General features: G+C 70.4%; 23 protein-coding genes, 2 tRNA genes and 2 pseudogenes. 10 read left to right on the forward strand and 17 right to left on the reverse strand.

From position 1 onward, the window contains the following. Positions 1-7: 7 nt before the first annotated feature. The 4 genes from ACFU5O_RS17285 to ACFU5O_RS17300 all read left to right on the forward strand — a co-directional run bounded on the left by ACFU5O_RS17285 (position 8) and on the right by ACFU5O_RS17300 (position 2451). Positions 8-919 carry an ABC transporter ATP-binding protein gene (locus ACFU5O_RS17285; RefSeq protein WP_384241011.1) on the forward strand — a complete coding sequence of 304 codons (912 nt, stop codon included), beginning with the start codon at positions 8-10 and terminating at the stop codon, positions 917-919. A 14-nt stretch (positions 920-933) separates the two neighbouring features. Beyond that, positions 934-1653 (forward strand): ABC transporter permease, encoded by a 720-nt coding sequence (locus ACFU5O_RS17290; RefSeq protein WP_384241013.1) that lies wholly within the window; start codon positions 934-936, stop codon positions 1651-1653. A gap of 156 nt (positions 1654-1809) precedes the next feature. Beyond that, the gene (locus ACFU5O_RS17295) at positions 1810-2064 is read left to right on the forward strand and encodes a hypothetical protein (RefSeq protein WP_384241122.1); all 255 of its coding nucleotides are present in this window, start codon (positions 1810-1812) and stop codon (positions 2062-2064) included. A gap of 301 nt (positions 2065-2365) precedes the next feature. After that, a tRNA-Ser gene (locus tag ACFU5O_RS17300) sits at positions 2366-2451 on the forward strand. Positions 2452-2589: 138 nt separating this feature from the next. On the opposite strand, the gene ACFU5O_RS17305 is transcribed toward ACFU5O_RS17300, so the two are convergent. From ACFU5O_RS17305 to ACFU5O_RS17345, 9 genes are all read right to left on the reverse strand, one after another. After that, a complete protein-coding gene (locus tag ACFU5O_RS17305; protein ID WP_384241014.1) occupies positions 2590-3390 on the reverse strand; it encodes an HAD-IIB family hydrolase in 801 nt (266 codons plus the stop codon). Continuing rightward, positions 3387-4664 carry a serine--tRNA ligase gene (gene serS / locus ACFU5O_RS17310; protein ID WP_384241017.1) on the reverse strand — a complete coding sequence of 426 codons (1278 nt, stop codon included), beginning with the start codon at positions 4662-4664 and terminating at the stop codon, positions 3387-3389. The genes ACFU5O_RS17305 and serS overlap by 4 nt, the downstream gene beginning before the upstream one ends. A 561-nt stretch (positions 4665-5225) precedes the next feature. Then, a complete protein-coding gene (pheA, locus tag ACFU5O_RS17315) occupies positions 5226-6167 on the reverse strand; it encodes a prephenate dehydratase (RefSeq protein WP_384241020.1) in 942 nt (313 codons plus the stop codon). Between the two features lie 112 nt (positions 6168-6279). Further along, positions 6280-7530 carry an iron uptake transporter deferrochelatase/peroxidase subunit gene (efeB, locus tag ACFU5O_RS17320; protein ID WP_384241022.1) on the reverse strand — a complete coding sequence of 417 codons (1251 nt, stop codon included), beginning with the start codon at positions 7528-7530 and terminating at the stop codon, positions 6280-6282. An 8-nt stretch (positions 7531-7538) separates the two neighbouring features. Next, positions 7539-9530, reverse strand: coding sequence for a copper resistance protein CopC (locus tag ACFU5O_RS17325; RefSeq protein ID WP_384241025.1), 1992 nt, complete (start codon positions 9528-9530; stop codon positions 7539-7541). Between the two features lie 19 nt (positions 9531-9549). After that, positions 9550-10020: a copper chaperone PCu(A)C gene (locus ACFU5O_RS17330; RefSeq protein ID WP_384241028.1), complete on the reverse strand. Its 471-nt coding sequence runs from the start codon at positions 10018-10020 to the stop codon at positions 9550-9552. Continuing rightward, a complete protein-coding gene (locus ACFU5O_RS17335; RefSeq protein ID WP_384241030.1) occupies positions 10017-10688 on the reverse strand; it encodes an SCO family protein in 672 nt (223 codons plus the stop codon). The genes ACFU5O_RS17330 and ACFU5O_RS17335 overlap by 4 nt, the downstream gene beginning before the upstream one ends. Before the next feature lie 46 nt (positions 10689-10734). Further along, positions 10735-11481, reverse strand: a complete 747-nt coding sequence (locus ACFU5O_RS17340; RefSeq protein ID WP_384241033.1) for a YcnI family protein — start codon at positions 11479-11481, stop codon at positions 10735-10737. A gap of 92 nt (positions 11482-11573) precedes the next feature. After that, the gene (locus tag ACFU5O_RS17345) at positions 11574-12416 is read right to left on the reverse strand and encodes a hypothetical protein (protein ID WP_384241035.1); all 843 of its coding nucleotides are present in this window, start codon (positions 12414-12416) and stop codon (positions 11574-11576) included. Positions 12417-12651: 235 nt separating this feature from the next. Here ACFU5O_RS17345 and ACFU5O_RS17350 point away from each other — a divergent pair, with 235 nt between their 5' ends. After that, the gene (locus ACFU5O_RS17350; RefSeq protein ID WP_384241037.1) at positions 12652-13116 is read left to right on the forward strand and encodes an ATP-binding protein; all 465 of its coding nucleotides are present in this window, start codon (positions 12652-12654) and stop codon (positions 13114-13116) included. Positions 13117-13200: 84 nt separating this feature from the next. Here the strand turns inward: ACFU5O_RS17350 and ACFU5O_RS17355 are convergent, their stop codons facing one another. Then, positions 13201-14679, reverse strand: a complete 1479-nt coding sequence (locus ACFU5O_RS17355; protein WP_384241040.1) for an aminopeptidase P family protein — start codon at positions 14677-14679, stop codon at positions 13201-13203. Positions 14680-14956: 277 nt separating this feature from the next. Then, a complete protein-coding gene (locus ACFU5O_RS17360; RefSeq protein ID WP_384241125.1) occupies positions 14957-16468 on the reverse strand; it encodes a PP2C family protein-serine/threonine phosphatase in 1512 nt (503 codons plus the stop codon). A 543-nt stretch (positions 16469-17011) separates the two neighbouring features. Here ACFU5O_RS17360 and ACFU5O_RS17365 point away from each other — a divergent pair. After that, a complete protein-coding gene (locus tag ACFU5O_RS17365) occupies positions 17012-17722 on the forward strand; it encodes a bifunctional DNA primase/polymerase (RefSeq protein WP_384241042.1) in 711 nt (236 codons plus the stop codon). A 798-nt stretch (positions 17723-18520) separates the two neighbouring features. Here the strand turns inward: ACFU5O_RS17365 and ACFU5O_RS17370 are convergent. From ACFU5O_RS17370 to ACFU5O_RS17380, 3 genes are all read right to left on the reverse strand, one after another. Then, a complete protein-coding gene (locus ACFU5O_RS17370; protein WP_384241044.1) occupies positions 18521-19489 on the reverse strand; it encodes a DUF5926 family protein in 969 nt (322 codons plus the stop codon). A 209-nt stretch (positions 19490-19698) separates the two neighbouring features. Continuing rightward, on the reverse strand, positions 19699-20328 hold the full coding sequence (locus ACFU5O_RS17375) for an ATP-binding protein (protein ID WP_384241047.1): 630 nt from the start codon (positions 20326-20328) through the stop codon (positions 19699-19701). 52 nt (positions 20329-20380) lie between these two features. Further along, positions 20381-21172, reverse strand: a complete 792-nt coding sequence (locus tag ACFU5O_RS17380; protein WP_384241049.1) for a glycerophosphodiester phosphodiesterase — start codon at positions 21170-21172, stop codon at positions 20381-20383. Positions 21173-21352: 180 nt separating this feature from the next. Between ACFU5O_RS17380 and ACFU5O_RS17385 the strand changes: the two genes are divergently transcribed. Further along, on the forward strand, positions 21353-22777 hold the full coding sequence (locus ACFU5O_RS17385) for a S1C family serine protease (protein ID WP_384241051.1): 1425 nt from the start codon (positions 21353-21355) through the stop codon (positions 22775-22777). Positions 22778-22834: 57 nt separating this feature from the next. Then, positions 22835-22921, forward strand: a tRNA-Ser gene (locus ACFU5O_RS17390). Positions 22922-23139: 218 nt separating this feature from the next. On the opposite strand, the pseudogene ACFU5O_RS17395 reads toward ACFU5O_RS17390, so the two are convergent. Both ACFU5O_RS17395 and ACFU5O_RS17400 read right to left on the reverse strand, forming a co-directional pair. After that, a pseudogene (locus ACFU5O_RS17395) lies at positions 23140-23517 on the reverse strand (VOC family protein); the annotation flags it as partial. A 201-nt stretch (positions 23518-23718) separates the two neighbouring features. Beyond that, positions 23719-23964, reverse strand: a pseudogene (locus ACFU5O_RS17400) (HAD family hydrolase); the annotation flags it as partial. A 115-nt stretch (positions 23965-24079) separates the two neighbouring features. Here ACFU5O_RS17400 and ACFU5O_RS17405 point away from each other — a divergent pair. Then, positions 24080-24721: a GNAT family N-acetyltransferase gene (locus ACFU5O_RS17405; protein WP_384241053.1), complete on the forward strand. Its 642-nt coding sequence runs from the start codon at positions 24080-24082 to the stop codon at positions 24719-24721. A gap of 60 nt (positions 24722-24781) precedes the next feature. Here the strand turns inward: ACFU5O_RS17405 and ACFU5O_RS17410 are convergent, their stop codons facing one another. Further along, entirely contained in the window at positions 24782-25144 is a 363-nt protein-coding gene (locus ACFU5O_RS17410; protein ID WP_384241055.1) for a hypothetical protein, read from the reverse strand. Positions 25145-25696: 552 nt separating this feature from the next. On the opposite strand from ACFU5O_RS17410, the gene ACFU5O_RS17415 reads away from it, so the two are divergent. Beyond that, the gene (locus ACFU5O_RS17415; RefSeq protein ID WP_384241057.1) at positions 25697-26185 is read left to right on the forward strand and encodes a lamin tail domain-containing protein; all 489 of its coding nucleotides are present in this window, start codon (positions 25697-25699) and stop codon (positions 26183-26185) included. Positions 26186-26411: the final 226 nt, after the last annotated feature.

A 26411-nucleotide genomic window follows, 5' to 3' on the forward strand; every position in this document is an offset into this window, starting at 1 on the left:
TGCGCCCATGAGCACAATTTCCATCGACCACGCCTCGCGCTGGTTCGGCAACGTGGTCGCCGTCAACGACGTGACCATGACCATCGGTCCGGGTGTCACCGGGCTCCTCGGCCCCAACGGTGCCGGCAAGTCCACGCTCATCAACATGATGGGCGGATTCCTCGCCCCTTCCACGGGCACCGTCACGCTCGACGGCCAGGCGATCTGGCGCAACGAGGCCGTGTACCGGCAGATCGGCGTCGTGCCCGAGCGCGAGGCGATGTACGACTTCCTGACGGGACGTGAATTCGTCGTCGCCAACGCCGAGCTGCACGGTCTGGGCGCGAAGGCGGCCCAGCACGCGCTGGCCACGGTCGAGATGGAGTACGCGCAGGACCGCAAGATCGCGACGTACAGCAAGGGCATGCGCCAGCGCGTCAAAATGGCGTCCGCACTCGTGCACCAGCCGGGCGTGCTCCTCCTCGACGAACCGTTCAACGGCATGGACCCGCGCCAGCGCATGCAGCTCATGGATCTGCTCCGGCGCATGGGTGCCGAGGGCCGTACGGTCCTGTTCTCGTCCCACATCCTCGAGGAGGTCGAGCAGCTCGCCTCGCACATCGAGGTGATCGTGGCGGGACGGCACGCCGCGAGCGGCGACTTCCGCAAGATCCGCCGGCTGATGACGGACCGTCCGCACCGGTACCTGGTCCGCTCGAGCGACGACAGGGCGCTGGCCGCCGCGCTCATCGCCGATCCGTCGACGGCCGGTATCGAAGTGGATCTCCAGGAAGGCGCGCTGCGCATCCAGGCGGTCGACTTCGGACGGTTCACGGAGCTGCTGCCGAAGGTCGCCCGTGAGCACTCGATCCGGCTGCTGACGGTCTCGCCGTCGGACGAGTCGCTCGAATCCGTCTTCTCCTACCTCGTTGCGGCCTGAAAGGAGCCATCGACATGTACAACCCGACAGTCGCCCGGCTCACCTACCGGGCCCTCCTCGGACGGCGCCGGGCGGCGATCCTCTTCGTCCTCCCGGGGCTGCTGCTCCTCATCGCGGCAGCGGTGCGCGGATTCAACGGGGTCGACGACCAGGTCGCCGCCGATGTGCTCGGCGGTTTCGCGCTCGCGACGATGGTGCCGCTGATCGGGGTGATCGCCGGGACGGGCGCGATCGGCCCCGAGATCGACGACGGTTCGATCGTGTACCTGCTCGCCAAGCCGGTGAAGCGGCCGACGATCATCTTCACCAAGCTCATCGTGGCGATCGCCGTGACGATGGCCTTCTCGGCGATCCCCACACTGCTGGCGGGTCTGATCCTCAACGGCAACGGCCAGCAGATCGCGGTGGCGTACATGGTCGCGGCACTGGTCGCGTCGATCGCGTACAGCGCGCTGTTCCTGCTGCTCGGCACGGTCAGTCGGCACGCGGTCGTGATCGGGCTCGTGTACGCGCTGGTGTGGGAGACGCTCTTCGGCAGCCTCGTGTCGGGCGCGAAGACGCTGAGTGTGCAGCAGTGGTCCCTGGCGCTCGCCGAGAACGTCGCCGGAGAGGGGATGGTGGCCTCGGACGTGGGGCTGCCGCTGGCGGTCTCGCTTCTCGTGGGTGTCACCGTGCTGGCGACCGGCTACGCCGGGCAGAAGCTGCGGACACTGAAGCTGGCCGGCGAGGAGTAGCCGGCACGCCCCCGGGGTCGTCAAGGCTCCCGGGGGCTTTCGCCGTCCTCACGGTCGCTTGACGGCGGACGCGGACACTGGCTGCGGGGAGACGGAGGCGCCGCCATGACCGAGGAGCCGATACCGGAACCGGGAGCGGAACCAATACCGGAACCGATACCGGAACCGGGAGCGGAGCCCGAGCCGAGACCGGATCCGACCGCGCACCGGGAACCCTGGGACGAACTCGTCCTGGACGAGGACTTCGTACGGGGCGCCGAGACGGCCGAGCCGTCCGCACGGGCCCGTATGCTCGCCGCCCGATGGCGCGACTCCGCGCCGGAGCCTCAGCCATGGCGCTCCGACGAGCCGCCCGCGGGGTGGTTCTGGAGCCGGGCACGCAGGCGGCGGCGGTGGCGCCGAGACCGCTGACGTCCGCCGCCCCGGGCAGGGACCGTCTGACGCCACCCCTCCCCCCGCCCGATATTCAGTGGCACGGAACTGCCCGGACGGGCAGAGTGGTTGAGGCAGTCGCGCAGACGTGCGACGCCGTCGATTCCGACGTTTCGAGACCGGGGAGGGGCGCGGCGATGACCGAGAGTACGAGTCCGTCGAGCTCCCAGCAGGGCGGCGTGCGGCAGGCTTCGGAGTAATCATCGGACTCCGTCGAGCCACCCGCAGACAGCTGCCCGGGCGGCCGCTTCGAGCGCGCATTCGCGCGGGCCGCCCTCCCGGAGGATTGGCCGAGTGGTAAGGCACCGGCTTGCTAAGCCGTGGTCGGGGTCAGCCCCCGCGCGCGTTCGATCCGCGCATCCTCCGCGATTCACCACCGGCGGGTGGTACGCCCGGTGACGGGCGTCCGCTCGTAAGAGCACGCCGACGGCACCGGACCTCCCGGACCGCTACGGACCGGGCATCGTGCCCACCGTCCCGGCCCTCGCGGGACGACGCCCGCTGCTACGCGAGCAGTTGTTCCAGCACCACCGCGATGCCGTCATGTTCGTTCGATGCGGTGATCTCCTGGGCCACGGCCTTCAGCGCGTCGTGAGCGTTGGCCATGGCCACGCCATGCGCTGACCAGGCGAACATGGGGACGTCGTTGGGCATGTCCCCGAAGGCGATCGTCCCGGACGCCTTCACACCGAGACGCCGGGCGGCCAGGGAGAGCCCGGTGGCCTTGCTCAGGCCTAGGGGGAGCATCTCCACGATGCCGCGACCGGCCACCACCACATCGACCAGGTTGCCCACGCTCTCCCGCGCGGTACGCGCGAGGGCGTCGTCGTCGAGGGACGGGTGCTGGATGTAGACCTTGTTGATCGGCGCGTGCCACAGCTCGGCCGGGTCGTCGAGGGAGACGGCCGGGAGCGGGCCCTCCTGCAGCAGGTAGCCGGGACCGACCACCACATCACCGTCGAGGCCGTCGCGGGCGGCGGCGACGGCCAGCGGGCCGACCTCTGTCTCGAGCTTTGCGAGGGCGAGCCCCGCCAGCTGCCGGTCCAGGGTCACCGAGGTCAGGAGCTTGTGCTCGCCCGCGTGGTAGACCTGCGCGCCCTGGCCGCAGACCGCCAGTCCCTGGTAGCCCAGGTCGTCGAGGATGTGCCGGGTCCACGGGACGGCACGGCCCGTGACGATGATGTGCGCGGCGCCCGCCGCCGTGGCGGCGGCGAGCGCGTCGCGCGTGCGCTGCGAGACCGTCTCGTCGGAGCGCAGCAGCGTTCCGTCGAGATCGGTGGCTATCAGGCGGTACGGAAAGCTCACCTGCCGACCGGCTCCAGCACCTCACGGCCGCCCAGATACGGCCGGAGCACCTGGGGAACCCGTACCGAACCGTCCGCCAGCTGGTGGTTCTCCAGGATCGCCACGATCGTGCGCGGTACGGCGCACAGCGTGCCGTTCAGCGTCGCGAGCGGTTTGACCTGCTTGCCGTCACGCATCCGGACCGACAACCGGCGCGCCTGGAAGCCGTCGCAGTTCGACGCCGACGTCAGCTCGCGGTACTTGCCCTGGGTCGGGATCCACGCCTCGCAGTCGAACTTCCGGGAGGCCGAAGAGCCCAGGTCGGCCGACGCGACGTCGATCACCTGGAACGGCAGTTCCAGGGAGGTGAGCCACTGCTTCTCCCAGTCCAGCAGCCGCTTGTGCTCGTTCTCGGCGTCGTCCGGGTCGACGTACGAGAACATCTCGACCTTGTCGAACTGGTGGACGCGGAAGATGCCGCGGGTGTCCTTGCCGTACGTACCCGCCTCGCGGCGGAAGCAGGGCGAGAAGCCCGCGTACCGCAGCGGGAGCTTGTCGGCGTCGATGATCTCGTCCATGTGGTACGCCGCGAGCGGCACCTCGGACGTGCCGACGAGATAGAAGTCGTCCTTCTCCAGGTGGTACACGTTCTCCGCGGCCTGGCCGAGGAAGCCCGTGCCCTCCATCGCCCGCGGGCGGACCAGCGCCGGAGTCAGCATCGGGGTGAACCCGGCCTCCGTGGCCTGCGCGATCGCCGCGTTGACGAGGGCGAGCTCCAGCAGCGCGCCGACCCCCGTCAGGTAGTAGAAGCGCGAGCCCGACACCTTCGCGCCGCGCTCGACGTCGATGGCGCCCAGCGCCTCGCCGAGCTCCAGGTGGTCCTTGGGCTCGAAGCCCTCGGCCGCGAAGTCGCGGATCGTGCCGTGCGTCTCCAGGACGACGAAGTCCTCCTCGCCGCCCACCGGCACGTCGGGGTGGACCAGGTTGCCCAGCTGGAGCAGCAGGCGGCGGGTCTCCTCGTCGGCCTCGTTCTGCTCGGCCTCGGCCGCCTTGACGTCGGTCTTCAGCTGCTCGGCCTTCTTCAGCAGCTCGGCCCGCTCCTCGGGGGACGCCTTGGGGATGAGCTTGCCGAGCGACTTCTGCTCGGAGCGGAGTTCGTCGAAGCGGACGCCGGACGACCTGCGCCGCTCATCGGCGGAGAGCAGGGCGTCGACGATCTCGACGTCCTCTCCACGGGCGCGCTGGGAGGCGCGAACACGGTCGGGGTCCTCACGGAGCAGGCGAAGGTCAATCACCCCACCAGGCTACCGGTGCGGGCTCCCGGCTCCCCAGTTGATATCGGTTGCGTGTCACTTTGCCTGAATTGTCGGAATTGAGGAAAGCGGCGGTGAATGGGGAGTGCATTGTCAATGATCAGGAAACAAGTCGCTTAAATGGGGTAACTCTCTCCTCTTCCTTGACCCGTCGCCCTTGGGGGACGGGTAGCTCGAGTCCCGTTGTCCACAGGTATGCACGGCTTCTCAGAGTTATCCACAGGGTGTCCAGGTGGGCTGTGGATTACGGAAGTGATCATTCCGGATGTCACATAAGGATTGAGGGATTCCTCTTTCAAACCAGGCTCACACGCTCTTTCGAGTGGGAATTCCTCGCCCCAAAGAGTTGATCGAAGGAATTGGGCTGACGGGGGCGGTCGGCCGGCCTGGGGACCCATGTGGGACGACTAGGGTGATTTGTCGACTGGGTCGCCCTGCGGTGTCGACTTGTCCCCAGGTCGAGAAGCGACCCTGTGGATAACTTCTGTGGGTAACGAAAAGTAGGACGAGCCCGGGGGCGCGCCCGTCAAAGAGAACCCAGGGTTACGCCCGGCCGTCCTGGCAGCGAGCCAGCCACTCCGCGGCGTCCACGAACTCCGCGTCCGACGTCCCGGGCCGCAGCACACGCGCGGCCGGACCCGGCGCGGATACGCCTGCCTGCGGATACGACCCCAGGAACCGCACCTTGGGGCAGATCCGCTTGAGCCCCATCAGGGCCTCACCGACCCGCCGGTCCGAGATGTGGCCCTCGGCGTCGATCGCGAAGCAGTAGTTGCCGATGCCCGCACCCGTCGGCCGGGACTGCAGCAGCATCAGGTTCACCCCGCGCACCGCGAACTCCTGGAGCAGTTCCAGCAGCGCGCCGGGATGGTCGTCGCGCTGCCAGATGACCACCGACGTCTTGTCCGCTCCGGTCGGGGCGGCGGGCCTGGCCGGGCGGCCGACCAGTACGAAGCGGGTCTCCGCGTTCTCCGCGTCGTGGATCTCGGTGACGAGCGGCTCGAGACCGTATGTGCCGGCCGCGAACTCCCCGGCGAAGGCCGCGTCGAAGCGGCCCTCCTGCACCAGCCGCGCGCCGTCCGCGTTCGACGCCGCCGACTCCCACACGGCGTCGGGCAGATGGGCGCGCAGCCAGTTCCGTACCTGCGGCTGGGCGACCGGATGGCCGGTCACCGTCTTCACGTCCGACATCTTCGTGCCCTGCCGCACCAGCAGCGCGAAGGCGATCGGCAGCAGCACCTCGCGGTAGATCATCAGTGGTTCGCCGGAGGCCAGCTCGTCGAGCGTCGCGGTGACCCCGCCCTCCACCGAGTTCTCGATGGGCACGAGCGCGGCCGCGGCCTCCCCGTTCCGTACGGCGTCGAGCGCGGCCGGAACGGACACCATCGGGACGAGCTCCCGGGTCGCGGCCTCCGGAAGCGTGCGCAGGGCGGCCTCGGTGAAGGTCCCCTCGGGGCCGAGGTAGGTGTAGCGCGTGGCGGACATACTCGTCACCCTAGTGCGCCTGTGCCCCTCGCCGCGCCCGATGGTTCCGATGCCCCCAGCGCTCTCGTCACTCCCGTCATTCGCTTCGTTCCGGTCACTCGTCCCGCTCCCGTCACGACTCGAGAAGCCGCTGACCGACGTACTCGCCGTCCTTCGGCCCGCCCGGCACGGCGAAGAGACCACTCGACTCATGGCGGATGAACGTCGACAGCGCGTCGCCCCGGTCGAGCTTGCGCTGCACCGGTACGAAGCCCTTGAGCGGGTCCGCCTGCCAGCAGACGAAGAGCAGCCCGGCGTCCGGCGTGCCGTCGGCGGCGATTCCGTCGTGGAAGGAGAACGGTCGACGGAGCATCGCCGCCCCGCCGTTCTGCTCCGGGGCCGAGATCCGGGCATGGGCGTTGTCAGGGATGATCAACTTTCCGTCCGGGCCGGTCCTGTCCAGCGCGAGCTCGGTCGTCTCACTGCCCCCCGTCAGAGGGGCGCCGTCCGACTTCTTCCGGCCGATCACCCTCTCCTGGTCCGCCGGCGACAGTTGCTCCCAGTCGTCGAGAAGCATGCGGATCCTGCGGACGACCGCGTAGGAGCCCCTGTCCATCCAGGGGTGGGGACCCCCGGCCGGGACGAAGATCCGCCGGTCGAAGTCCGGCTCTGCCGGTTTCGGATTGCGGCTGCCGTCGAGCTGGCCCATCAGATTGCGGGCGGTCATGGGCCCCGCGGTCGCCCCCGGCGAACGGTTGAAGCCGTTCATCTGCCACCGCACCCGCGCCGCCTTGCCCGCGTCCTTCTGGATCGCGCGCAGCGCGTGGAACGCGACCAGCGCGTCGTTCGCGCCGATCTGCACCCAGAGGTCGCCGTTGGAGCGCCGCGGGTCCAACTGGTCCGAGGAGAAGGCGGGCAGCGGGTCCAGCTCTGCGGGGCGCTGCGAGGCCAGCCCCGTACGGTCGAAGAAGGTGCGGCCGAAGCCGAAGGTGATGGTCAGCGACGACGGGCCCGCGTCCAGTGCGACGCCCGTATCGCCGTCGTCCATCGGTTCGCCCGCCATCAGCCGCGAAGCCGTGGTCGACCAGCGACGCATCAGCGCGACGGCCTCCCTGCGTCCGTCGGCCGGCCGGCCGCCCGCGGTGAGGTCGAAGGCGATCAGGTGGCCACGGGACTGCATGGGTGTGGTGATGCCCGCCTGGTGCTCGCCGTGGAAGGCCTCGGTGGCGGAGCCGACGGTGGCCAGCGCGGTCACCGGCTCACCGGCGGCAGCGGCATGGGCCGCCGCTCCGCCCGCCGCACCGAGCACCAGGCCGGTGGCACCGGCAGCGCCGACCGTGCCGAGCAGCCGGCGCCGCGAGATCTCGTTACTGCTGTCGCTCATCACGCCTGTCAGCCGATCTTGACGTTCTTCTCGACGGTCGTCTGATCGATGTCGGACGTCCGTACGGTGATCTGGACCTGCCACTCGCCGGGCAGCGGGACCTGGATGTTCTTCGCGCTCCAGTTGCCGGTCGCGATGCGGTCGAGGGCGACCGGCAGTGGCCCGATCGCCTCGGCCTTGAGGGTGAAGGCGACCTTCACCTCGGGGACGTCCAGGGGGCGCCCGTTGGGCCGGTTCACCCGCAGACGCAGCTCGTTGGCGCCCGAGCGGCCTGGGTCGATGTTCAGCCGGACCGTGCCCTTGCCGTCCTTGCCGCCGCTGTCGAAGGACAGGGTGAAGTCGACGGGCCGGTCGGGGACGGCGGCGGACGCCTGGGAGCCGCGGCCGGCCTGGGCGGCTTCCTCCGTGCGTCCCGGCTCGGTCGAGCTCAGCACGGTCGTCACGGCGAGGAGGACGACGGCGATTCCCGCCTCCGCGAGCACCGAGCGGCGCAGTCCGTTGCGGGCGGGGTCGGCGTCCCTGATCCGCTTCCGCCGGGCCGTCGCCAGCGCCGCCTCCTGACGGGCGAGTTGCGTGGCGCGCTCGGGGTCGGCGCTCTCCGGTCCGCTGCCGTCCGCGTCCGCCTCTGCGTCCGCGTCCGCCTCTGTTTCATCGTCCGCGTCCGCTACCGGATCGCCCGTCTGCGTCTGCGTCTGCGCCTCGGCCTCCGGAGCCGTACCCTCCGCCAGCCGCGTCGTCCAGCGCCGCGAGATCCACGCGACCGCGACGAGTACGGCGACCAGGCCCACCTTCACCAGCAGCAGTTGGCCGTACGACGTGCCCGTCAGCGCCGACCATGAGCCGACCTGGCGCCAGGACTGGTAGAGCCCGGTCAGGGCCAGCACGACGACCGAGGCGAAGGCGACCCGTGAGAAGCGGAGAACGGCCGTACGCTCGGGGGAAGCCGTGCGGTACAGCGCGACCAGCATCGCCGCCAGCCCCCCGAGCCAGCAGGCCATGGCCAGCAGATGCAGAACGTCCACCGGCATCGCGATGCCCGGCTGGATGCCGGTCGACGCGTGCTCGGAAAGAGCCCAGGTGCCGGCGATCCCGGCTGCGACGACCGTTCCGCCGATGGCAAGCCCGAAGGTGAGGTCGCCTTTCTCCTTCTTCTCCTCCGCGTCGTCCAGGGAGGCCCCGGTGTCCCGCTTCGCGTAAGCGCCGAACAGCACCGCCACGAACAGCGCCGCGGCGCCGAGCAGCAGCAGCCGCGACACCAGCGCTGCCCCGGTCTTGGTCTCCAGTACGGCCTTCAGCCCGCCCAGATCGAAGGCATCGGCCAACTCCCCCGAGCCGGTGTACGGGTTGCGCAGCAGCAGCATCGCCAGCGTCGCCGCGACGAGCGTCACCCAGCCCTGGACCACCAGCCGCTGCATCGGCCGCTCACCCGCTCCCCGCGGCCAGCACGCCAGGATGAACGCGGCGCCGCCCACGAGCACGATGAACCCGGCGTACGCGATGTACCGCGCGATCCCGTACAACGTGCCGACGAGCCCTCCGCCCGCCTTCTGCTCGGGCAGCGCCACCGCCGTCTTCGAGGGGGCGCCGACGGAGAACGTGAAAGCGCCCGCGACCGGGTGGCTGTCGGCGGACACGGCCTGCCAGGCGACGGTGTAGGTGCCCTTCGGCAGGCCGGTGTTCAGGGAGACGCCGTACTTGACGACGCTTCCGCTGCACAGATTCTGCAGCTCGCCGGTGTCGACCCGTTTGCTGCGTGGGTCGAGGACCCGGATCGAGTCGTTCCCCATGGCCACTTGCTCGGAGAAGGTGAGCGTGACGTCCTTGGGGGCGGTGGCGAGCACCGCCCCGTCCTTCGGGTTGCTCCCGGTCAGCGCGGCGTGCGCGCTCGCGGGTGCCGCGCCCATGAGCAGGGTGCCGAAGAGCGCGGTCGCGACGAGCAGCAGCCGGATCAGGGTGGTGCCCGGATTCCGGGTCCCGAAGCGCGGGGCGGTGGCCGTCATGAAATGTCCCCTCGGTGTGTCAGTGGTGCTTCGGGTTGTACGTGCGTTCCTTCACCGGAAGCTCGATCCTGAGCGGGTCGGACTTCTCGAAGTGCAGTTCCACGGACACGTTGTCGCCCTGCTTCGGCTCCCGCTTCAGGCCCATGAACATGATGTGGCTGCCACCGCGCTCGAGGTTCAGCTCACCGTTCGCAGGGATGTCGAAGGACTTCACCTGCTGCATCTTCTGGTCCTTGGCCTCGTGGATCTGCACGTCGCCGGCTATCTCACTGGTGACCGAGGTGAGCTTGTCCGCCTTCCCGCCGCTGTTGGTGACGGTGAGGAAGCCGGCCGCCATGTCGTCGACGGGCTGCGGCATGAACGCCCCGCTGACCTTGAGCGCGGGAGCGGACCCGGATCCCGGGCCCGAGCCGGTGTCGGACGAGCAGCCCGCCAGCGTCAGTCCCGCCGCGAGGGCGACGACGGCGGCGACGGTGGAGCGGCGGTTCACGGGTTCTCCCCCTTGATGATCTTCGGCAGGTCCTTGGCGTAGTCGTCCGAGGTGGTGTCCTCCCCGTACAGGACGTAGCCCTGGTCGGTCGCCGGGGAGAACGCGATCACCTGCGCACCGTGCATGGAGACGACGGAACCGTCCTTCTCCTTCTTCGGAGGGTCGATACCGATGCCGAGCTGGCGCGCGCCTGCCTGAATGGTGGAGAAGTCACCGGTGAGACCGACGAACGACGCATCGCCGGCCGAGGGCAGCCATTTGGCCAGCTCGGCGGAGGTGTCCCGCTCGGGGTCGGTGGTGACGAAGACGACCTGGAGCTTGTCCTGGTCGGCCTTGGAGAGCTTCTTCCTGGCGATGGCGAGGTTGCTCATCGTCAGCGGGCAGACGTCCGGGCAGTGCGTGTAGCCGAAATAGACCAGCGTCGGCCTGCCCTTGGTCTGCTCGCGGAAGTCGTACTTCTTGCCCTTGGTGTCCGTGAGGACCAGATCGGGTTTCTCGAAGGGGCGGTCCAGAACGGTCGCAGCCTTGGTCTTCGGCTGGGCGGAGATGTCGGCGACGCCGCCGCCGGTCCCTCCCTCCGCCGCCGTCCCGTCCGAGGAACCGCAGGCGGAGAGGGCCAGTGCGGCGGCCACCGCGAGCGCGGCGGCCGTCAGAGTCTTCTTACGCATGGAGGAAATGTCCCAGTTGTGGTGTCCGGAGTGCCGATGCAGCGCGTCAGGCCGAGCGACGCCGGCCGGCCAGCACGCCGAACGCGACACCCGCGGCACCGACCAGGATGCCCACGACAGCCAGCACCCGGGCGGTGGTGTCGCTGCTCTCCGAGTCCGACGCGCTCTCGGTGCTGTCGTCCTTGTGCGCGGCGCCGTGCTTGCCGGCATCGTCGGACTTGGCGTCGCTCGCGCCGCCACCGTGGTGGTCACCGGTCGCCGCGGACAGGGTGAGCACCGGCGCCGGGTTCTCCGGCTCCGCCGCGCCCTCCTTCGGCTCCTCGATCCAGCGCACGACCTCCTTGTTGTCGTACGTCTGGAGGGCCTTGAAGACGAGCTCGTCGGTGTCCTCCGGCAGCTTGCCGAGGGAGACCGGGAACTGCTGGAACTCGCCCGGTCCGATCTTGCCGCCGTCCGCGGTCCAGGTGATCTTGGAGACCGCCTCGGTGATCTGCTTGCCGTGCACCGTGAGCGGCTTGGCCAGCTTGGTCTTGGTGACCTCGGCCTTCCAGCCGGGGACGGGCTGCGGCATCACCGAGGACAGCGGGTGCTCGGCGGGGACGGTGACCTCGAGCTTCACCGTCGAGGCGTTGTCGCGCTCGTTGGGGACCTTGAAGTTGACCGTGGCGTAGCCGCCCTTGGCGGCCTCACCCTGCGGCTGCACGCTCACGTGCGCGAAGGCGGTGCCGGAGAGCAGCAGCACGGACGAGGCGGCGACAGCGCCGGCGGCGGCGAGACGAGAGAAGTTGTTCATGGCAGAAGACGCTCCACATGACAAGGAAGGTGATCGGTCCGTGCGCGGGTGCGTACGGACGCCGCGACACCGCTCCTGTCGAGCGGGTCGCTTCAGGCTGCGAGGGCGTACGGCACCGGAGGGCCGCGCCTGATCACCGTGTGCTGGAGTGCTTCGGCCGCGGGCGGCGGAGGGTCGTCGGTGAGCGCTCCGGTACGGGTACGCGGACCGGCACCGGGCGTTCCCGGCAGCCCGGCCAGCAGGACCCGTACGAGTACGAGCGCGGCACGCAGGGAGCGCACGAGTGCGCCTTCCGCGATCTCGGTCGCGCCGTGCGCCGACAGCCGTGCCAGCCGGAACAGCGCGACCTCGCCGCGCCGCAGCAGCCAGCCGACCGCGAGCGCGGCCAGCAGATGGCCCAGGATCATCGGCGCACCGGGCAGCAGCCCGGCCGCTTCCGGGGAGGCGGTCGCCGGAACATGACCCGTGTGGGCGGCACCGGCTCCATGGCCGATGCCCGTTCCGTGTCCGATGCCCGCAGGATCGATCCCGGCGCGGACGAGGACCCGATGGGCGTCGGCGGGGCTCAGCGAAGCGGCGCCCGCACCGCACAGAAGCTTCGCCGCGGTTCTGATCAGCGTGTCATCGGCGGTCGGTGCCACCGCGAACTGGCGCTGGCCGAGCCCGAAGAGCGTGTGCAGGGCCAACTGCCCGCCCGCCAGGGCCGTGGCGATGACCGGCATCGAGCGCTCGCGGCCGGCGAGCGGCGCGGAGACCGCGAGGACGAGCAGGAAGCCTGTCAGGAGCGTCCACCAGGGGATGGGCGCACACGAGGCCAGTACATGCCCCAGCGCGGACAGCACGACGCAGACCGCGGCGAACACCGCGGCCCTCAGCAGCCGCAGACCGGCTCCGGCGTGTGCGGTCGAGGGCTCGACCGGCGGGTGGGCAGACATGGCCGGGACATCATCGCACTGCGCCCGTCGGCGCCGGGCGGCAGGTCCGGAAGGTCGCCTTTGCGTGCGCTCGGCGGGGGCGTTCCCGGTGTTCACCGGGGTATACACCGGCGTACGCCGGTGCGCGTCGGCCGAATGAGGGTCATTGACGTCCCACACGTCAACCACACGCTTACGAACGCCGACTCGCGGCAATACGTATCGGTATGTCGAGCCGCAGCCAGGAGGCTGGAGCATGAGCATCTGGTGGTCTCTCCATTTGCGGCGTGAGGCTGCGAGCGTTCCGCTCGCCCGTCGCCTACTCCTCGGCACGATGGAGACCGCGGGGGTCGACCCCGACATCTCCTACGACCTCTCGGTCGCGCTGAGCGAGGCATGCGCCAACGCCGTGGAGCACGGCGGGGACGCGGAGACAGGCGCCCCTTCGGCGGCCTACCGCGTGACGGCGTATCTCGACGGTGAGAAGTGCCTCATCGAGGTGGCGGACTCCGGTCCCGGCTTTCCGGACCGCCGTCCCACGCCTCCCTTCGCTTCCCTCGCCCCCACGTCGTCCCTGTCCGCCGAACACGGACGTGGACTCTGTCTGATCGAGCAGCTCGCCGACCACGTGCACTTCGGGAACCGGCCGGGGCACGGCGCGGTCGTGAGCTTCGACAAGATGCTGAAATGGCGGGAGGACGCCCTGCTCAGAGTCACCTGAGCAGAACGCCCTCCTCGTGTCCGCGTGTCCGCGTCCTCGCGGGCCCTGGGGCCCGTTCCTCCGCGGGGCTCCGGGCGCCGCGGGTCAGCCCTTGAGCTGCGCCATCCAGGCCTCGACCTCGTCGGCCTGCCGCGGCAGCGATGCCGACAGGTTCCGGTTGCCGTCCTCCGTGACGAGGATGTCGTCCTCGATCCGGATGCCGATGCCGCGGTACTCGGCGGGGACGGAGAGGTCGTCCGCCTGGAAGTACAGACCCGGCTCGACGGTCAGGCACACGCCGGGCTCCAGGATCGCTTCCACATACGCCTCGGTCCGCGCGGCCGCGCAGTCGTGGACGTCCATGCCGAGCATGTGGCCGGTGCCGTGCAGGGTCCAGCGGCGCTGCAGGCCGAGCTCCAGGACCTTCTCCACGTCCAGGTCACCGAGCAGACCCCATTCCACCAGCCTGGTGGCGAGCACGCGCTGGGCGGCGTCGTGGAAGTCGCGGTACGCGGCGCCCGGCTTCACCGCGGCGATACCGGCCTCCTGGGCCTCGTACACCGCGTCGTAGATCTTGCGCTGCAGCTCGCTGAAGCGGCCGTTGATCGGCAGGGTGCGCGTGACGTCCGCGGTGTAGAGCTCGTTGGTCTCCACGCCCGCGTCGAGCAGAAGCAGGTCGCCGGAGCGCACGTCGCCGTCGTTCCGTACCCAGTGCAGGGTGGTGGCGTGCGGTCCCGCCGCGCAGATCGAGCCGTAGCCGACGTCGTTGCCGTCGACCCGGGCACGCAGGAAGAACGTGCCTTCGATGTAGCGCTCGCTGGTGGCCTCCGCCCGGTCCAGGACCCTGACGACGTCCTCGAAGCCACGGGCCGTGGAGTCGCAGGCCTTCTGCAGCTCGGCGATCTCGAACTCGTCCTTGACCAGACGGGCCTCGGAGAGGAAGACGCGCAGCTCCTCGTCGCGCTCGGCGGTGACCTTGTCCGTCAGGGCCGCCTCGATGGTGGCGTCGTGGCCACGGACGCCCCGGACCGGGCCGGTCGCCTCGCGCAGCTGCTCCGGCAGCTCGCGGACGTCCTTCGCCGGGATGCCCAGCCGCTGCTCGGCCTCGGCCAGCGAGTGGCGGCGGCCGACCCACAGTTCGCCCTGGCCGTCGAGCCAGAACTCGCCGTTCTCGCGGTTGGAGCGCGGCAGCAGATAGACGGTCGCCTCGTGCCCGCCCGTCCCGTCCGGGAGGGTCGCCGGCTCCAGGACCAGGACGCCGTCCTGGGTCTGGTCGCCCGTGAGGTACGCGTACTCGGTCGAGGCGCGGAAGGGGTACTCGGTGTCGTTGGAGCGGGTCTTCAGCCTGCCCGCGGGGATGACGAGGCGCTCGCCCGGGAAGCGGGCGGAGAGCGCGGCGCGGCGGCGCGCGGTGTGCGCGGCCTGCGGGACCGGCTCCAGGCCGTGCAGCTCGGTGTCGGCCCAGCCCGACTTCATGTTCTCCGCGAGCTCGTCGGAGACTCCCGGGTACAGCCCGTTCTTCCGCTGCTTGATCGGCTCTTCGCCCGACTCTTCCGGGGTCTCCGGAGTGAGCTCCTCTGCCACGGGTCCGCCTCCTTGTTGGTACGACTCTGAACCCCCACCCATCGTACGGTCGTGCGGAAGGGCGCCCGGGACCGTCGACGCGCAGTCACGAGGGGGCGACGCGGGGTGCGGCGGGTGGGGCGTCGGGCATGACGTCGGGCGTGAAGCGCAGGTCACGGCGCGCACACGACGACCGCGAGGGAGCGCGGCAGCGGCCTCGGGAGGTGCGCGGTGGGCGACGCCGCGGGCGTACACGGGCGGTCGGGACACGGGCCCGCCGGGCAGAGGCCCGCCGGTGTCACTCGAACCAGGCCGCCAGCATCACCATGTCCTCGGCGTCCTCGTCGGGGTCCTCTGCGCACCCGAGACCTTCCGGAAGCACGCTCCGCAGCACATGGTCGGCGACCGCCGCCGGGTCGTGGCGCGCGGCCCTCGGCACACTCGCCGCCGCCGCGTGCAGCCTGGCGAACGCCCGGTCCGTGGGGTCACCGGTGCGCCGCAGCAGCCCGTCGGTGTAGAGCAGCACCGTTTCTCCGGGCGCGGGCGAGAACTCCACGCTCGGCGCCTCCCAGCAGGCCAGCATCCCGAGCGGCGCCGACAGCGAGGTCTCGACGAACTCCGTGCGCCGCTCCCCGGTGATCAGCGGGGGCGTGTGCCCTGCCCCGGCGAGGACGACCTTCCGCAGCGCGGGCTCGCAGTAGGCGAACAGCGCGGTCGCCGACCGGGCCGGTTCCGTCAGCCGCAGCAGCAGCTCCAGATCGGACAGTACGGCGACGGGGTCCTCGCCCTCCATCACCGCGTACGCCCGCAGGCTCGCCCGCAGCCGGCCCATCGCGGCCAGGGCGCTCGGCCCTGAACCGGAGACCGAGCCGACGGCGAGGCCCAGCGCGCCTTCGGGCAGCGGCAGCGCGTCGTACCACTCGCCCCCGCCGCGTGGTCCGCCGAGATGGCGGGCGGCGAGACGCACTCCGGGCACCCGGGGCAGCCTGCTGGGCAGCAGTTCCTCGGCGATGATCGCCATCCTCCTGCGGGCCCGGTCCAGGTCGAGGAGGCGGGCCAGATGCTCGGTGGCGTACCGCCCGTAGAGACCGACCAGATGGCGCTGGCGCTCGACGGGTTCTGCGGGCTCGTCGTAGAACCAGACGGCGACGCCCAGCTTTCCCGCTTCGACGGTCGCGAGCGGCAGGGCGTAGCTGGCGGCGTAGCCGAGGCGGGCCGCGACCTCGCGCAGTCGCGGATCGAGGGCCTCGTCGCCGAACAGATCGGCCTGGGCGACGGGTGCGGGGGTGCTCGCCGGAGCTCCGTCGAGGATCCGGCCGTAGGGGGTGGCGCTGCGCGGAACGGTCTCGATGTGGCCGAGGTCGGCGTGGGCGAGGCCGAGACCGACGGTGCTGGACGGGCCGCGGCCGGCGGGCGGTTCGAGGACGACCATGCCGCGGCGGGCGCCGACCAGTGCGGCGCCCGCGCGAAGGAGTTCATGGAGTGCGTCGTCGAGAGAGCTCGTCGTGGCGAGCCGCTCGGTGAGTTCGTGGAGGGTGGTGAGGTCGGAGACCCACCCGGCCAGGCGGTCCTGGATCAGCGCGCCGGGGGCTGTGCTCGGGACGGAGGCGTCCGCGAGTGCGGCGGCAGTGTGCGCCGAAGCGGGAACCGTTGAATCGATTCCAGCCACATTCGGCAGGTGAGGGGCGCTCATGGTAGCCGGCTTTCCGACTGGTGCGTTTCGGCCAATAGCATCGCAAACCCCCATGTCATTCTGCGCCGCTATCAATGCATCCACATGTACACGCACACGTGAGGGGATGTCCAGCATTGTCCTGGCGGAATTGCTGGTGTCCACGGGGTGTTCGAGGACCCGCTAACTTGGCCGAAAAATGCCCCCTGTGGCTGCTATTTGCGGTCGACTGAGGGCGTTCGAGAGGGTGTACCTCCCGGGACGGGGTCCGAAGTCCCAAGTCCAGGGGGGAGCGTCATTCCGAGCGTGATGGGTACGTAATCGGTGATGGCCAGGGGCAGTTGGGACGGTCCCGGAACCTGGCGGGGAGCCCTGGCGTCTATGCGCACAGGCCGCCGCGCCCCATCCCGAGTGGCGGGACCAGTTCAGCGGGACAGTAAAGCGCCATGCACGCGCCACCCCTCGCCACGCGTTTAATGGACACAGCCCACTTCGTTCGGTCCCCTTCGGTGTTCGTCGCCGCAGGTGATCAGGGCCTCCGATGCCCGTGGCAGGCCGCGGCGCAGGGCGGTGACGCGCCGACTTGGACGCGCAGTGAGACGCACAGCGGTACGCACAGTGAAGTGAAGCACACATGGTGTGATGCAGCCCTCGGCGTTCAACGGAAAGGAACGAGCGCTCATGCGCGAGATCCCCGGAAGGCGACGCAGGCTCCGGTTCCGGCACAAGGGGACGCCTGCCCAGCTCGATGCGGCGCTCACCTGCGCCACGGCATGGCAGTGGCCCGTGCTTCCCGGTGTGGGGCTGGGGCCGGCCGGGCGCGGTGACCGCGCACGCGGCTGTGCCTGCCCCGACCCCGAGTGCGTCGTCCCCGGCGCGCACCCTTTTGACCCCGGAATCCTCACGGCGACCACCGACGAGCGCATGGTGCGCTGGTGGTGGACCAACCGCCCCAAGGCCCCGATCATCCTGGCGACGGGCGGCCGGGCGCCGTGTGCGGTGAGCCTGCCCGCGGTGGCGGGGGCGCGGGCCCTTGCCGCGCTCGACCGTACGGGTATGCGGCTCGGCCCGGTCGTGGCGACCCCGACCCGCTGGGCGCTGCTCGTCGCTCCGTACTCGTTGGAGCAGCTGGGCGAGCTCCTCCATGCCAAGGACTGGGTGCCCAGTTCGCTCCGATTCCACGGCGAGGGCGGCTATCTGGTGCTGCCCCCGTCGGAGGTGGGCACCGGGCAGGTCCGCTGGGAGCGCGCGCCGCTGCCCGGATCGGCGAGGCCGTGGCTGCCGGACGTGGAGGCGGTCGTCGACGCTCTGGTGGAGGCGAGCGCGAGTGCGCCCGCCGGTGGGTTCACACCTCCGCCGGAGACGGGCGAGGGAACCCGGCTCACCTACTGAGCCCGGACGCTCGGCGGACAGGAGCTTGCCGAGCAGCAGCGTGCCGAGCAGGCGCTTGCGATCGTGAACATGGCCTCGCCCCACTCGTGCGGGTGCGGGCCGGGGCCAGTCATGCCGGGGAGGGCAAGACCCTCGTCGGCAGACGCATCCGTTTCCGGATGGCAAGACCGCGGGGTGTCCAGGAATTCTGGCTGGAACGATGCGGCACCGGGTCCTGGCGGGAGCGTCCGGACACTCGCCTTCCCGGTGTACGCCCCCCGGCGCGCGCGGAGGATGCCCCGGCCGATGGGGCCGGGGCAGCGTGGAAGCGTGCGCACAGCCGCGATGTGACGGGACTGTAAGCCGATCTCCGCGTCGAGTCCCGCGCGGTCGAAGGCAGAACCGCACCGACGCGTTGCGTTTGTCGAGGCGGGCGATGAGACCGCGGCGCGCGAAACACCTCGTGAGAACGCCCGAGGCGAAGCCGGTGTGTATCCGGCAGTCCTGGAGTTCAGGGGACCCGGAGATCTCGGAGAAGGGCCGCTTCTGCTGCGCCCCGCCTCAACTCTCCCGGCGCTGCGGGAAGTTGGGATCCGGCGGTGCGACCGGCCGGAATAGGGAAATAGCAACGCCCGGTCGCTGGCGACGGGGGATGCACCAGCGACCGGGCTTCAAGAACGGTAACAAGAGATCTGCAGTTCGCAAATTCGATCTCGGGTATTCGGACAGCTAATTACCGCCCCGTACGGGGAGTGTGACGGGAATCACCCGCCGGGCCCCCGGAATTCGTCACTGTCCGCGTACAGACCGCATGGTCGGTCAGCTGAGGGTCACCTGGCGGTTGGTGAGCCCGCCGCGTGCCCGGCGCTCCTCCGGGGTCAGCGGGGTGTCGGCGGCGAGCGCGGCGGTCAGGCGTTCGGCGAACTCCGTGGCCGGCTTCTCGCACTCCTCCGCACCCATCGCACTCGGCAGGTCCCAGACCGGGACCATGAGCCCGTGCGCCCGGAACGAGCCGACGAGGCGGGTACCTTCGCCGAGGCTCGACGTACCCGCGGCGTGCAGCCGGGCGAGCGCGTCGAGCAGCTTCTCCTCGGGGTGCGGCATGACCCAGCGCAGATGGTTCTTCTCCGGCGTCTCGCACCAGTAGGCCGAGTCCACTCCGGACAGCCTGACCGTGGGGATCGCGGCGGCGTTGGCACGCTCCAGCGAGGCGGCGACCTCCGGGCTCGCGTTGTCCGCGGCGTCCGGGATCCAGAACTCGAAACCGCTGTGGACCACCGGCTCGAACGGCGCGGCCGGGTCGAGCAGATCCTGCAGCCGCGGTCCGTCCGCGGGCGCGCGCTCGCCGCCGACGGGGGTACCGGGCTTCGCGGTGAGCGCGCGGAGCAGCGTGTCCGCCAGATCGCGGCTCAGGTCGCCCGAGGCCGTGTCGTTCTGCAGCGCGAGCAGTACGGCTCCGCTGTCGCGGCGCAGCGCGGGCCACGCCATCGGGAGGACGGTGGCGAGCGTCACCGACGGTACGTCGTCGGGCAGTCCGTCCTTCAGGGTCAGCTCGACCGTGGCGGCGGGGACCAGTTCGCGCAGGGCGACCCAGTCGCACTCGGCGTTGAGCCCCTCGAAGGGGCGCTGGACCAGCTCGGTCACGGCGTGCGCGGCGGCCCGGCCGTGACAGGCCTTGTAGCGACGGCCCGAACCACAGGGGCAGGGCTCGCGTGCCCCGACCACCGGGATCTCTCCGTCGGTGAACTGCGGCTTGACGGCCTTCGTCTGGGGGCGCTTCTTGGCCATGGTGTGGCTCTCTCCCGAGGACTGCGGTGCTGTGTGCTGCCTGTGTCTCGGGCGCGAGCCTAGCCGTTACGGAGTGGCCGCCGGTTGCTATGCGCCGTCGATGTCCTCGTACGCGTCGCCTTCGTGCACCGGCGTGCGCTGCCGGGCGTTCGCGTCCGGCAGCGTCGTGGTGCCTCGGACTGCCGTGGCGGCCGATGGCGGGTGCGCCGTCAGGCCTCGTCGTACGCCTGGTACGCCTCGTCGTACGCGTCCACGAAGTCGAATCCGGTACCGGGGCCCGAGCCGGTGACGCGCGTAGCGAAATCGTCGCGGCGATGCCCTTCCGTCACGAGCACCCACACCGTGACCTCGCCGGTCGCGCTGTCCCGCACACCCCAGTCCTGGGCGAGCGCGCTGATGATGTTCAGCCCTCGGCCGCCGCGCGCGGTGACCGAAGGAGTGGCCGGAACCGGACGGGTGGGACCGCCTCCGTCCGTCACCTCGACGGTCAGTCTGCCTGCTCTGTCGACGCGCCACGCGGCAAGGATGTCGCCGTCGCCGATCTCCCCGCGCCCCAGCGGTCTGCCATGTCGGCAGGCATTGCTGAGCAGTTCGGAAAGGATCAGAACGGCATCGTCGACGACCGATTCGGACACTCCGCCGCGTCGCAGCTGCTCACGCATCCGGTGCCTTGCCTCACCCACGCCCGCAGGGCCATGGGGAACGGCCATGCTCGACGACGTGGGCACCTCCTGTGCCACCACCAACGCCACCCCCGAGACCTCCTTTGCCCCACGCCACGGTGTGGATGCCCCAATGGACTGGACCGGAAACCGGCCAATACATGTCTGGTGACGCACTCGTAACGATCGAACACGGACCGAACGCGCCGGTGCACTCCCTGTAGCAGGGCTAGATACGGCCCAATTGAGCCAGGACCTGCTTCGGGCGATTGGTGATGATCGCCTCGACGCCGAGACTGACGCAGAGTTCGACGTCCTCGGGCTCGTTCACGGTCCACACGTGCACCTGGTGACCGGCCGCGTGCAGTCGCTCGACATAAGAGGGGTGGTTGCGTACGAACCTGATTCCCGGCCCCGCGATGCGGGCGCCGGCCGGCAGCCGCGCCTCGCGCATGCGCAGCGGGGGGAACTGCATCAGATAGACGGTGGGGATCTGCGATGCGGCGGCCGCGATCCGGTGCAGCGAGCGCGCGGAGAAGCTCATGATGCGCACGGGCGACTCGGCGGGCGTCGCAGGGGCGTCGAGACCGAACCTCTTCAGCAGCCGGAGCAGGCGGTCCTCGACCTGGCCGGCCCACCGGGTGGGGTGCTTGGTCTCGATGGCCAGCTCGATCGGCCGTCCGGCATCGGCGATCAGCTCGAGGAGGCGTTCCAGGGTCAGGACGGAGGTGAACTCGCGGTCGCCCCAGTCCGGGCTCTCCTCTCTGTCCTTCCATGCCCCGAAGTCGAGCGCGGAGAGTGCAGAGAGCTCCAGGGCGGAGACGGCACCGCGGCCGTTGGACGTACGGTTGACGCGACGGTCGTGGACACAGACGAGGTGACCGTCTGCGGTGAGACGCACATCGCATTCGAGGGCGTCGGCCCCGTCCTCTATGGCCTTCACATAGGCGGCCAGAGTGTGTTCGGGGGCATCCTCCGAGGCGCCTCGGTGAGCCACGACCTGGATCGGATGTTGTGTCACCGCGTCATGGTGCCACCGTCGTCGTACGGGCGCCGCTCCCGTGTCCGTGATGTCCGAGATAAAGGGTGGCGCGTATATGCACAGGTCCCGCTTACAGTGGCCTGACGGCCAGTGGGAAAAGCTGGACGCAGCGGACCGACCGGAACCGACCGGGAATCGCGGAATCGAGGAGACAAAGCTTTGAGCACCGAGAACGAGGGCAACGAGGGCATCGTGGGCCACGGCGCCCCGTCCGTACCTCCCGTGCCGTCTTCTGGGCCGGCGGCTGCTCCCGAGGGCACGGTCGGGCACCCGTCCGCCGGTGCCGAGGCCCCGACGCAGCAGATGCCGCCGATGCCGGCGTCCGCCCCGGGGGCGCAGGCCGCCCCCTCCTATCAGACCTCGGCCCCGGGCGCGGGCTGGCCGCCACCGCCGCCGTCCGCCTCCCCGTGGGGCTGGGACTCTGCCGCGCACACCACACCCGGCGGCCCGCCCGGCCGGCGCAGGGGCACCGGCGGCCTCGTCGCCGCCGTGCTCGCAGCCGCCCTCGTCGCGGGCGGCGTCGGTGGCGGCATCGGCTACTGGGCGGCCGAGAACAGTCACGAATCCGGCGTCTCGACTACCGTCTCCGCCGGCGAGGCACCCGCCGACTTCAAGCGCGACCCCGGCACGGTCGCGGCGGTCGCGGGCAAGGCGCTGCCGAGTGTCGTCACCATCGAGGCGAAGGCCGGCGGCGGCCAGGGCGAGGGCGGCACGGGCACCGGCTTCGTCTACGACAAGGAAGGCCACATCCTCACCAACAACCACGTGGTGGAGTCCGCGGCCGACGGGGGCGAGCTCTCCGTGACCTTCTCCAACGGCAAGGCGTTCGTCGCCGAGGTCGTCGGCCGCGCCCAGGGCTACGACGTCGCCGTACTGAAGCTCAAGAACGCCCCCTCGGGCCTCGCCCCGCTGCCGCTCGGCAATTCGGACCGGGTGGCGGTCGGCGATTCGACGATCGCGATCGGGGCGCCCTTCGGACTCTCCAACACGGTCACGACGGGCATCATCAGCGCCAAGAACCGTCCGGTCGCCTCGGGCGGCGGCTCCAGCGGCAAGAACTCGTACATGAGCGCCCTGCAGACCGATGCCTCCATCAACCCCGGCAACTCCGGCGGCCCGCTGATCGACGCGAGCGGCGCGGTGATCGGCATCAACTCCGCCATCCAGTCCGCAGGCGGCAACGGTCTGGGCCAGTCCCAGGCGGGCTCGATCGGTCTCGGCTTCGCCATCCCGATCAACCAGGCCAAGAACGTGGCCGAACAGCTCATCAAGACGGGCGAGCCGGTCTACCCGGTGATCGGCGCCTCGGTGAACATGACCGACCAGGGCAAGGGTGCCGTGATCGCCACCCAGGGCTCCGGCGGCACCCCCGCGATCAGTCCCGACGGCCCGGCTGCCAAGGCCGGTCTCAAGGGGGGCGACGTGATCACCAAGTTCAACGGGAAGCCCGTCGACAGCGGCCCGACCCTGATCAGTGAGATCTGGAACCACAAGCCGGGCGACAAGGTCACGCTCACCTACGAGCGCGGCGGCAAGGAGTCCACGGTCCAAGTCACCCTGGGCCAGCGCAAGGGCGACGGCTGACGGGCTAGGCTGTGCACGCGCACGTCACCCGTGATCGCCGGGGGCGGCGGTGCGCGAGGTGGGTTGCCCGAGCGGCCTAAGGGAACGGTCTTGAAAACCGTCGTGGCGGCGACGTCACCGTGGGTTCAAATCCCACACCCACCGCAGATGAACGGCCCCTGACCAGGCAACTCGGTCGGGGGCCGTTCTCATGAGGTTGTCCGCCGGGCGACCGCTGTTCCCCCTTGTTTCCCGGCCGAACGGGCACGGGAAGGGCACGGCCACCTTCTGATTCGTAGCTCCAGCCGGATCGGTCGGCGTCGGTCGTACCGGTCGTTCACGACCCCGGGGGACACCACCGGATGGGGCCGTGGCTAGGCCGCGGCTGCGCGCTCGGCCGCGCTGCGCTCGACGCAGAACTCGTTGCCTTCGGGGTCGGCCAGCGTCGCCCAGCCGGCGCCGTCGGGGCGGCGGTGGTCGGCGACGAGGGTGGCGCCGAGGGCGAGCAGCCGCTCGATCTCTTCATCGCGGGTGCGGTCCTGAGGCTGCAGATCCAAGTGCACGCGGTTCTTGACGGAAGCGGCCTTGCGCTCGGGGACCGTCACGAACAGCAGCGTGGCACCCGGCGACTCGATCAGCGCCTCCGGGTCGCCCGGGTAGTCGTCGTCGGCCAGCGGGGAACCGAGGGCCTCGGCCCAGAAGCTGCCGAGTCCATAGGCGTCGGCGCAGTCGATGGTCATGTGTCTCACCAGGGAAGCCATGCGCGCCACTATGCCCGGGCAGACCACCGGCTACGACCTCTTTTGCCTGTTGAGAGCACCACGGCGGAGATCGAAGGTCCGGGCGGGCGTCACGCGGAGGGAACCTCGCCAACCGGCCGGGCGGCACCGCGTGGCTGTGGCCGAACTTCGGTGGGGCGGCCGGGCGGTACCGCGTGGCTGTGGCCGAACTTCGGTGGGGCGGCCGGGCAGTTCGCGCATGTCGTCGAAGACGACTGTGCCGTCACCTTCGAGTCGCTCGGCCGGGGTCGGTCCACCGGCATGGCCGAAGGCCCGCATGCCTGCGGCGCGGGTGGCTCGGACGCCCGGTCGGCTGTCCTCGACCACCGCGCACGCTGCCGGGTCTATGCCCATCCGGTGTGCCGCGTGCAGGAACAGGTCCGGGGCGGGCTTGCCTTGGGAGACCTCGGTGGCGCCGGTGACCTCGCCTCCGCGAGCGCGCTGAGGAACCTTGTGCTGGCTGACGTCCGACGCCTGCAAGGTGCAACGATGATCACGGGACGGGACGGGACCGGACCGGTCCCGTAGCCGAGGAGAGGCAGGCATGGGAGAGACCCTGGCGGAGATACTCGATGCGGCGGCACGTGGTCAGTTCCCGCCGCCCGACGGCACGACGACCGTGGTGCCGTCGCCGAACCACCGGGACGCCGGGGTCATCGCGTTCACCGCGCACTCGGTCGTCTTCACGGACGAGGACCCCCGGTGGGTGAGGGACACCCTCGCCGGCATGGGCTGCGATGCGCTGGCCGCCACCATGAATCCGCGCTTTCTGGGGGCTTTCCTGGACCGCACCGGCAGGTCCACCGACACGATCGACCTGCTGACCGTGGCCCAGACCCTGCCGGGGCCACCTCCACTGGACCTCCGTGAGATCGAGGACCCCGACCATCCGCGGGTGACCAAGGCGCGCGAACGTCGCGACAACGTGCGGGTGTGGGCGGCCGACGGTGGGATCCTCGTCCTCGGCCGCGGTGTGGCGGGCCGCTGGGAAACCGCCGTCGAGGTGGACGAGGACGTACGTCATCGGGGTCTCGGCCGGGCGCTGGCCACCGCTGCCCGTCATCTCGTGCCCGCCGGAGAGCCGGTCTGGTCGCAGCAGGCCACGGGCAATGCGCGCAGTGTCCGCGCCTTCCAGGCCGCCGGCTTCCGGCCCGTGGGCGCGGAGGCGCTTCTGCTCGCCCGGTGACTCGCCTCCGCCCCGGGCCTGGAGCCCGGCGGGAACAGCCCCGGCAGTGATCCGCCGCTTTCAGCCGCCCGGCGTCGGCTCGTCCGTCCGCACGACGTCCGGGTGGTGCTTGAGCTCCATCCGTGCGTCCACGACGTCGCCGCCGGAGACGGTGGCCCAGTACGGGTGCGTGGTCACCTCGGTCGACAGCTCCAGCATCAGGGCGCGCAGACGGGCCACCTCCGTCTTCTGTTCGTCCGTGTAGCCCGGGGTGGCCGGGAAATCGCGGCGGTAGCCCGAGTACTGCCCTTCCACCGCGGTCCAGCCCTCGGCCGGTTCGACCGACCAGGGCAGGGTCCGGCACAGCGCCTGATACTCCGCCCGGGCCCGGTGGAGGCGCAGCTGGGCGTCACGCAGGTCGTCGGGGAAGTCGAATTCAGCCACGACCAGAATGATACTCCTGTTCGAATATCCGGGGCAGCCTGAGGCGGGTCACCCGGCCTGGTCGGCGCGTGGCGGGTCACTCGACCCGGACTGCGACTTCAGCGTTCGCTTCCGCGTGCCGATGCCTCATAGGGGCGGCAGTCGCGTCGAGTCGCCCGGCAGGCCCGAAGGGTGACGTGAAATCGCACGTCAGAGCGGTGGTGCTACCGCGTGTGCGACCGGCCGGGGTGGTCGGCTGTTACAGAAATCCGGCCCGTCCTGACGCCTTGTGGGGTGTCATGTTCGCGGCATTTGATAGCTTTTAGTCCCTCCTTTTGTTGATTCCTCAACGGTCGATGTAACTGACAGCGAACCCTTGGTAATGCCTCGATCGGGATCGATGCCGGATACAAGTGAGAGTTACTGAGATGTCCGGTTTCTGTAATGTGGACGGGTTTGCCAGTAGATGGCGTCGTGGCGGGGCCAGAGTTTGGGTCCTCGGCAGCAAGCCGGGAACCGATCGCCCACGGCAGTCCTGAACAGGGCTGGGGCACGTCCTTGAGAGGGCACGACATGCCTGCTTCTCGCATCGCCACCCGCATCGCCGCCACCGTCCTGGCGTCCGGCGCCGTCGTCGCCGCGGTCGCCATGCCGGCGTCGGCCGACGGCCGCGACCGGCACGACCGCCACGACGGCCGGCACTCCTCGATCGTCATCGGCAAGGTCCAGGCGGACGGCGGCCGCGGCCGTGACGATCACTCCAACCGCAGTCTGAACGCGGAGTGGGTCGAAGTGAAGAACGTCGGTTGGCGCGAGGTGAACCTCCGTGGTTTCACCCTCACCGACAGGGACGGAAACCGCTATCGCTTCAGCCACCTGCGCCTCGACGGGCACTCGAGCGTCAAGGTTCACACCGGGCGGGGCCGTGACACGGACAGCGACGTCTACCAGGACCGCCGCCGGGAGATCTGGAACGAGCGCGACACCGCCACCCTTCGCGACGACCGCGGCCGGACCATCGACTCCAAGTCCTGGGGCCGCGGCGGACATCACCACCGCTGATCCCGGCCGGCAGCCCCGGCCTCCTCAGGCCCGGGGCTGCCCGGGCCGTGCGTTCCGAAGGTGAACGGGCCGTAGCCCGCCACACCACCTCCGCTTCGTGGTCAAGGGGCGCCCTCGCATCGCGGGGGCGCCCCCGTTACCGTTTTCGTGGCCCCGCAATGGGGTTCCCGGTCTCCGGGTCCGGCATGACTTGCGCCCCTTGTCGATCATGGTCGAAAAAGTGGTG

The organism is Streptomyces sp. NPDC057445 (assembly GCF_042802855.1).
Taxonomy (GTDB): Bacteria; Actinomycetota; Actinomycetes; order Streptomycetales; family Streptomycetaceae; genus Streptomyces.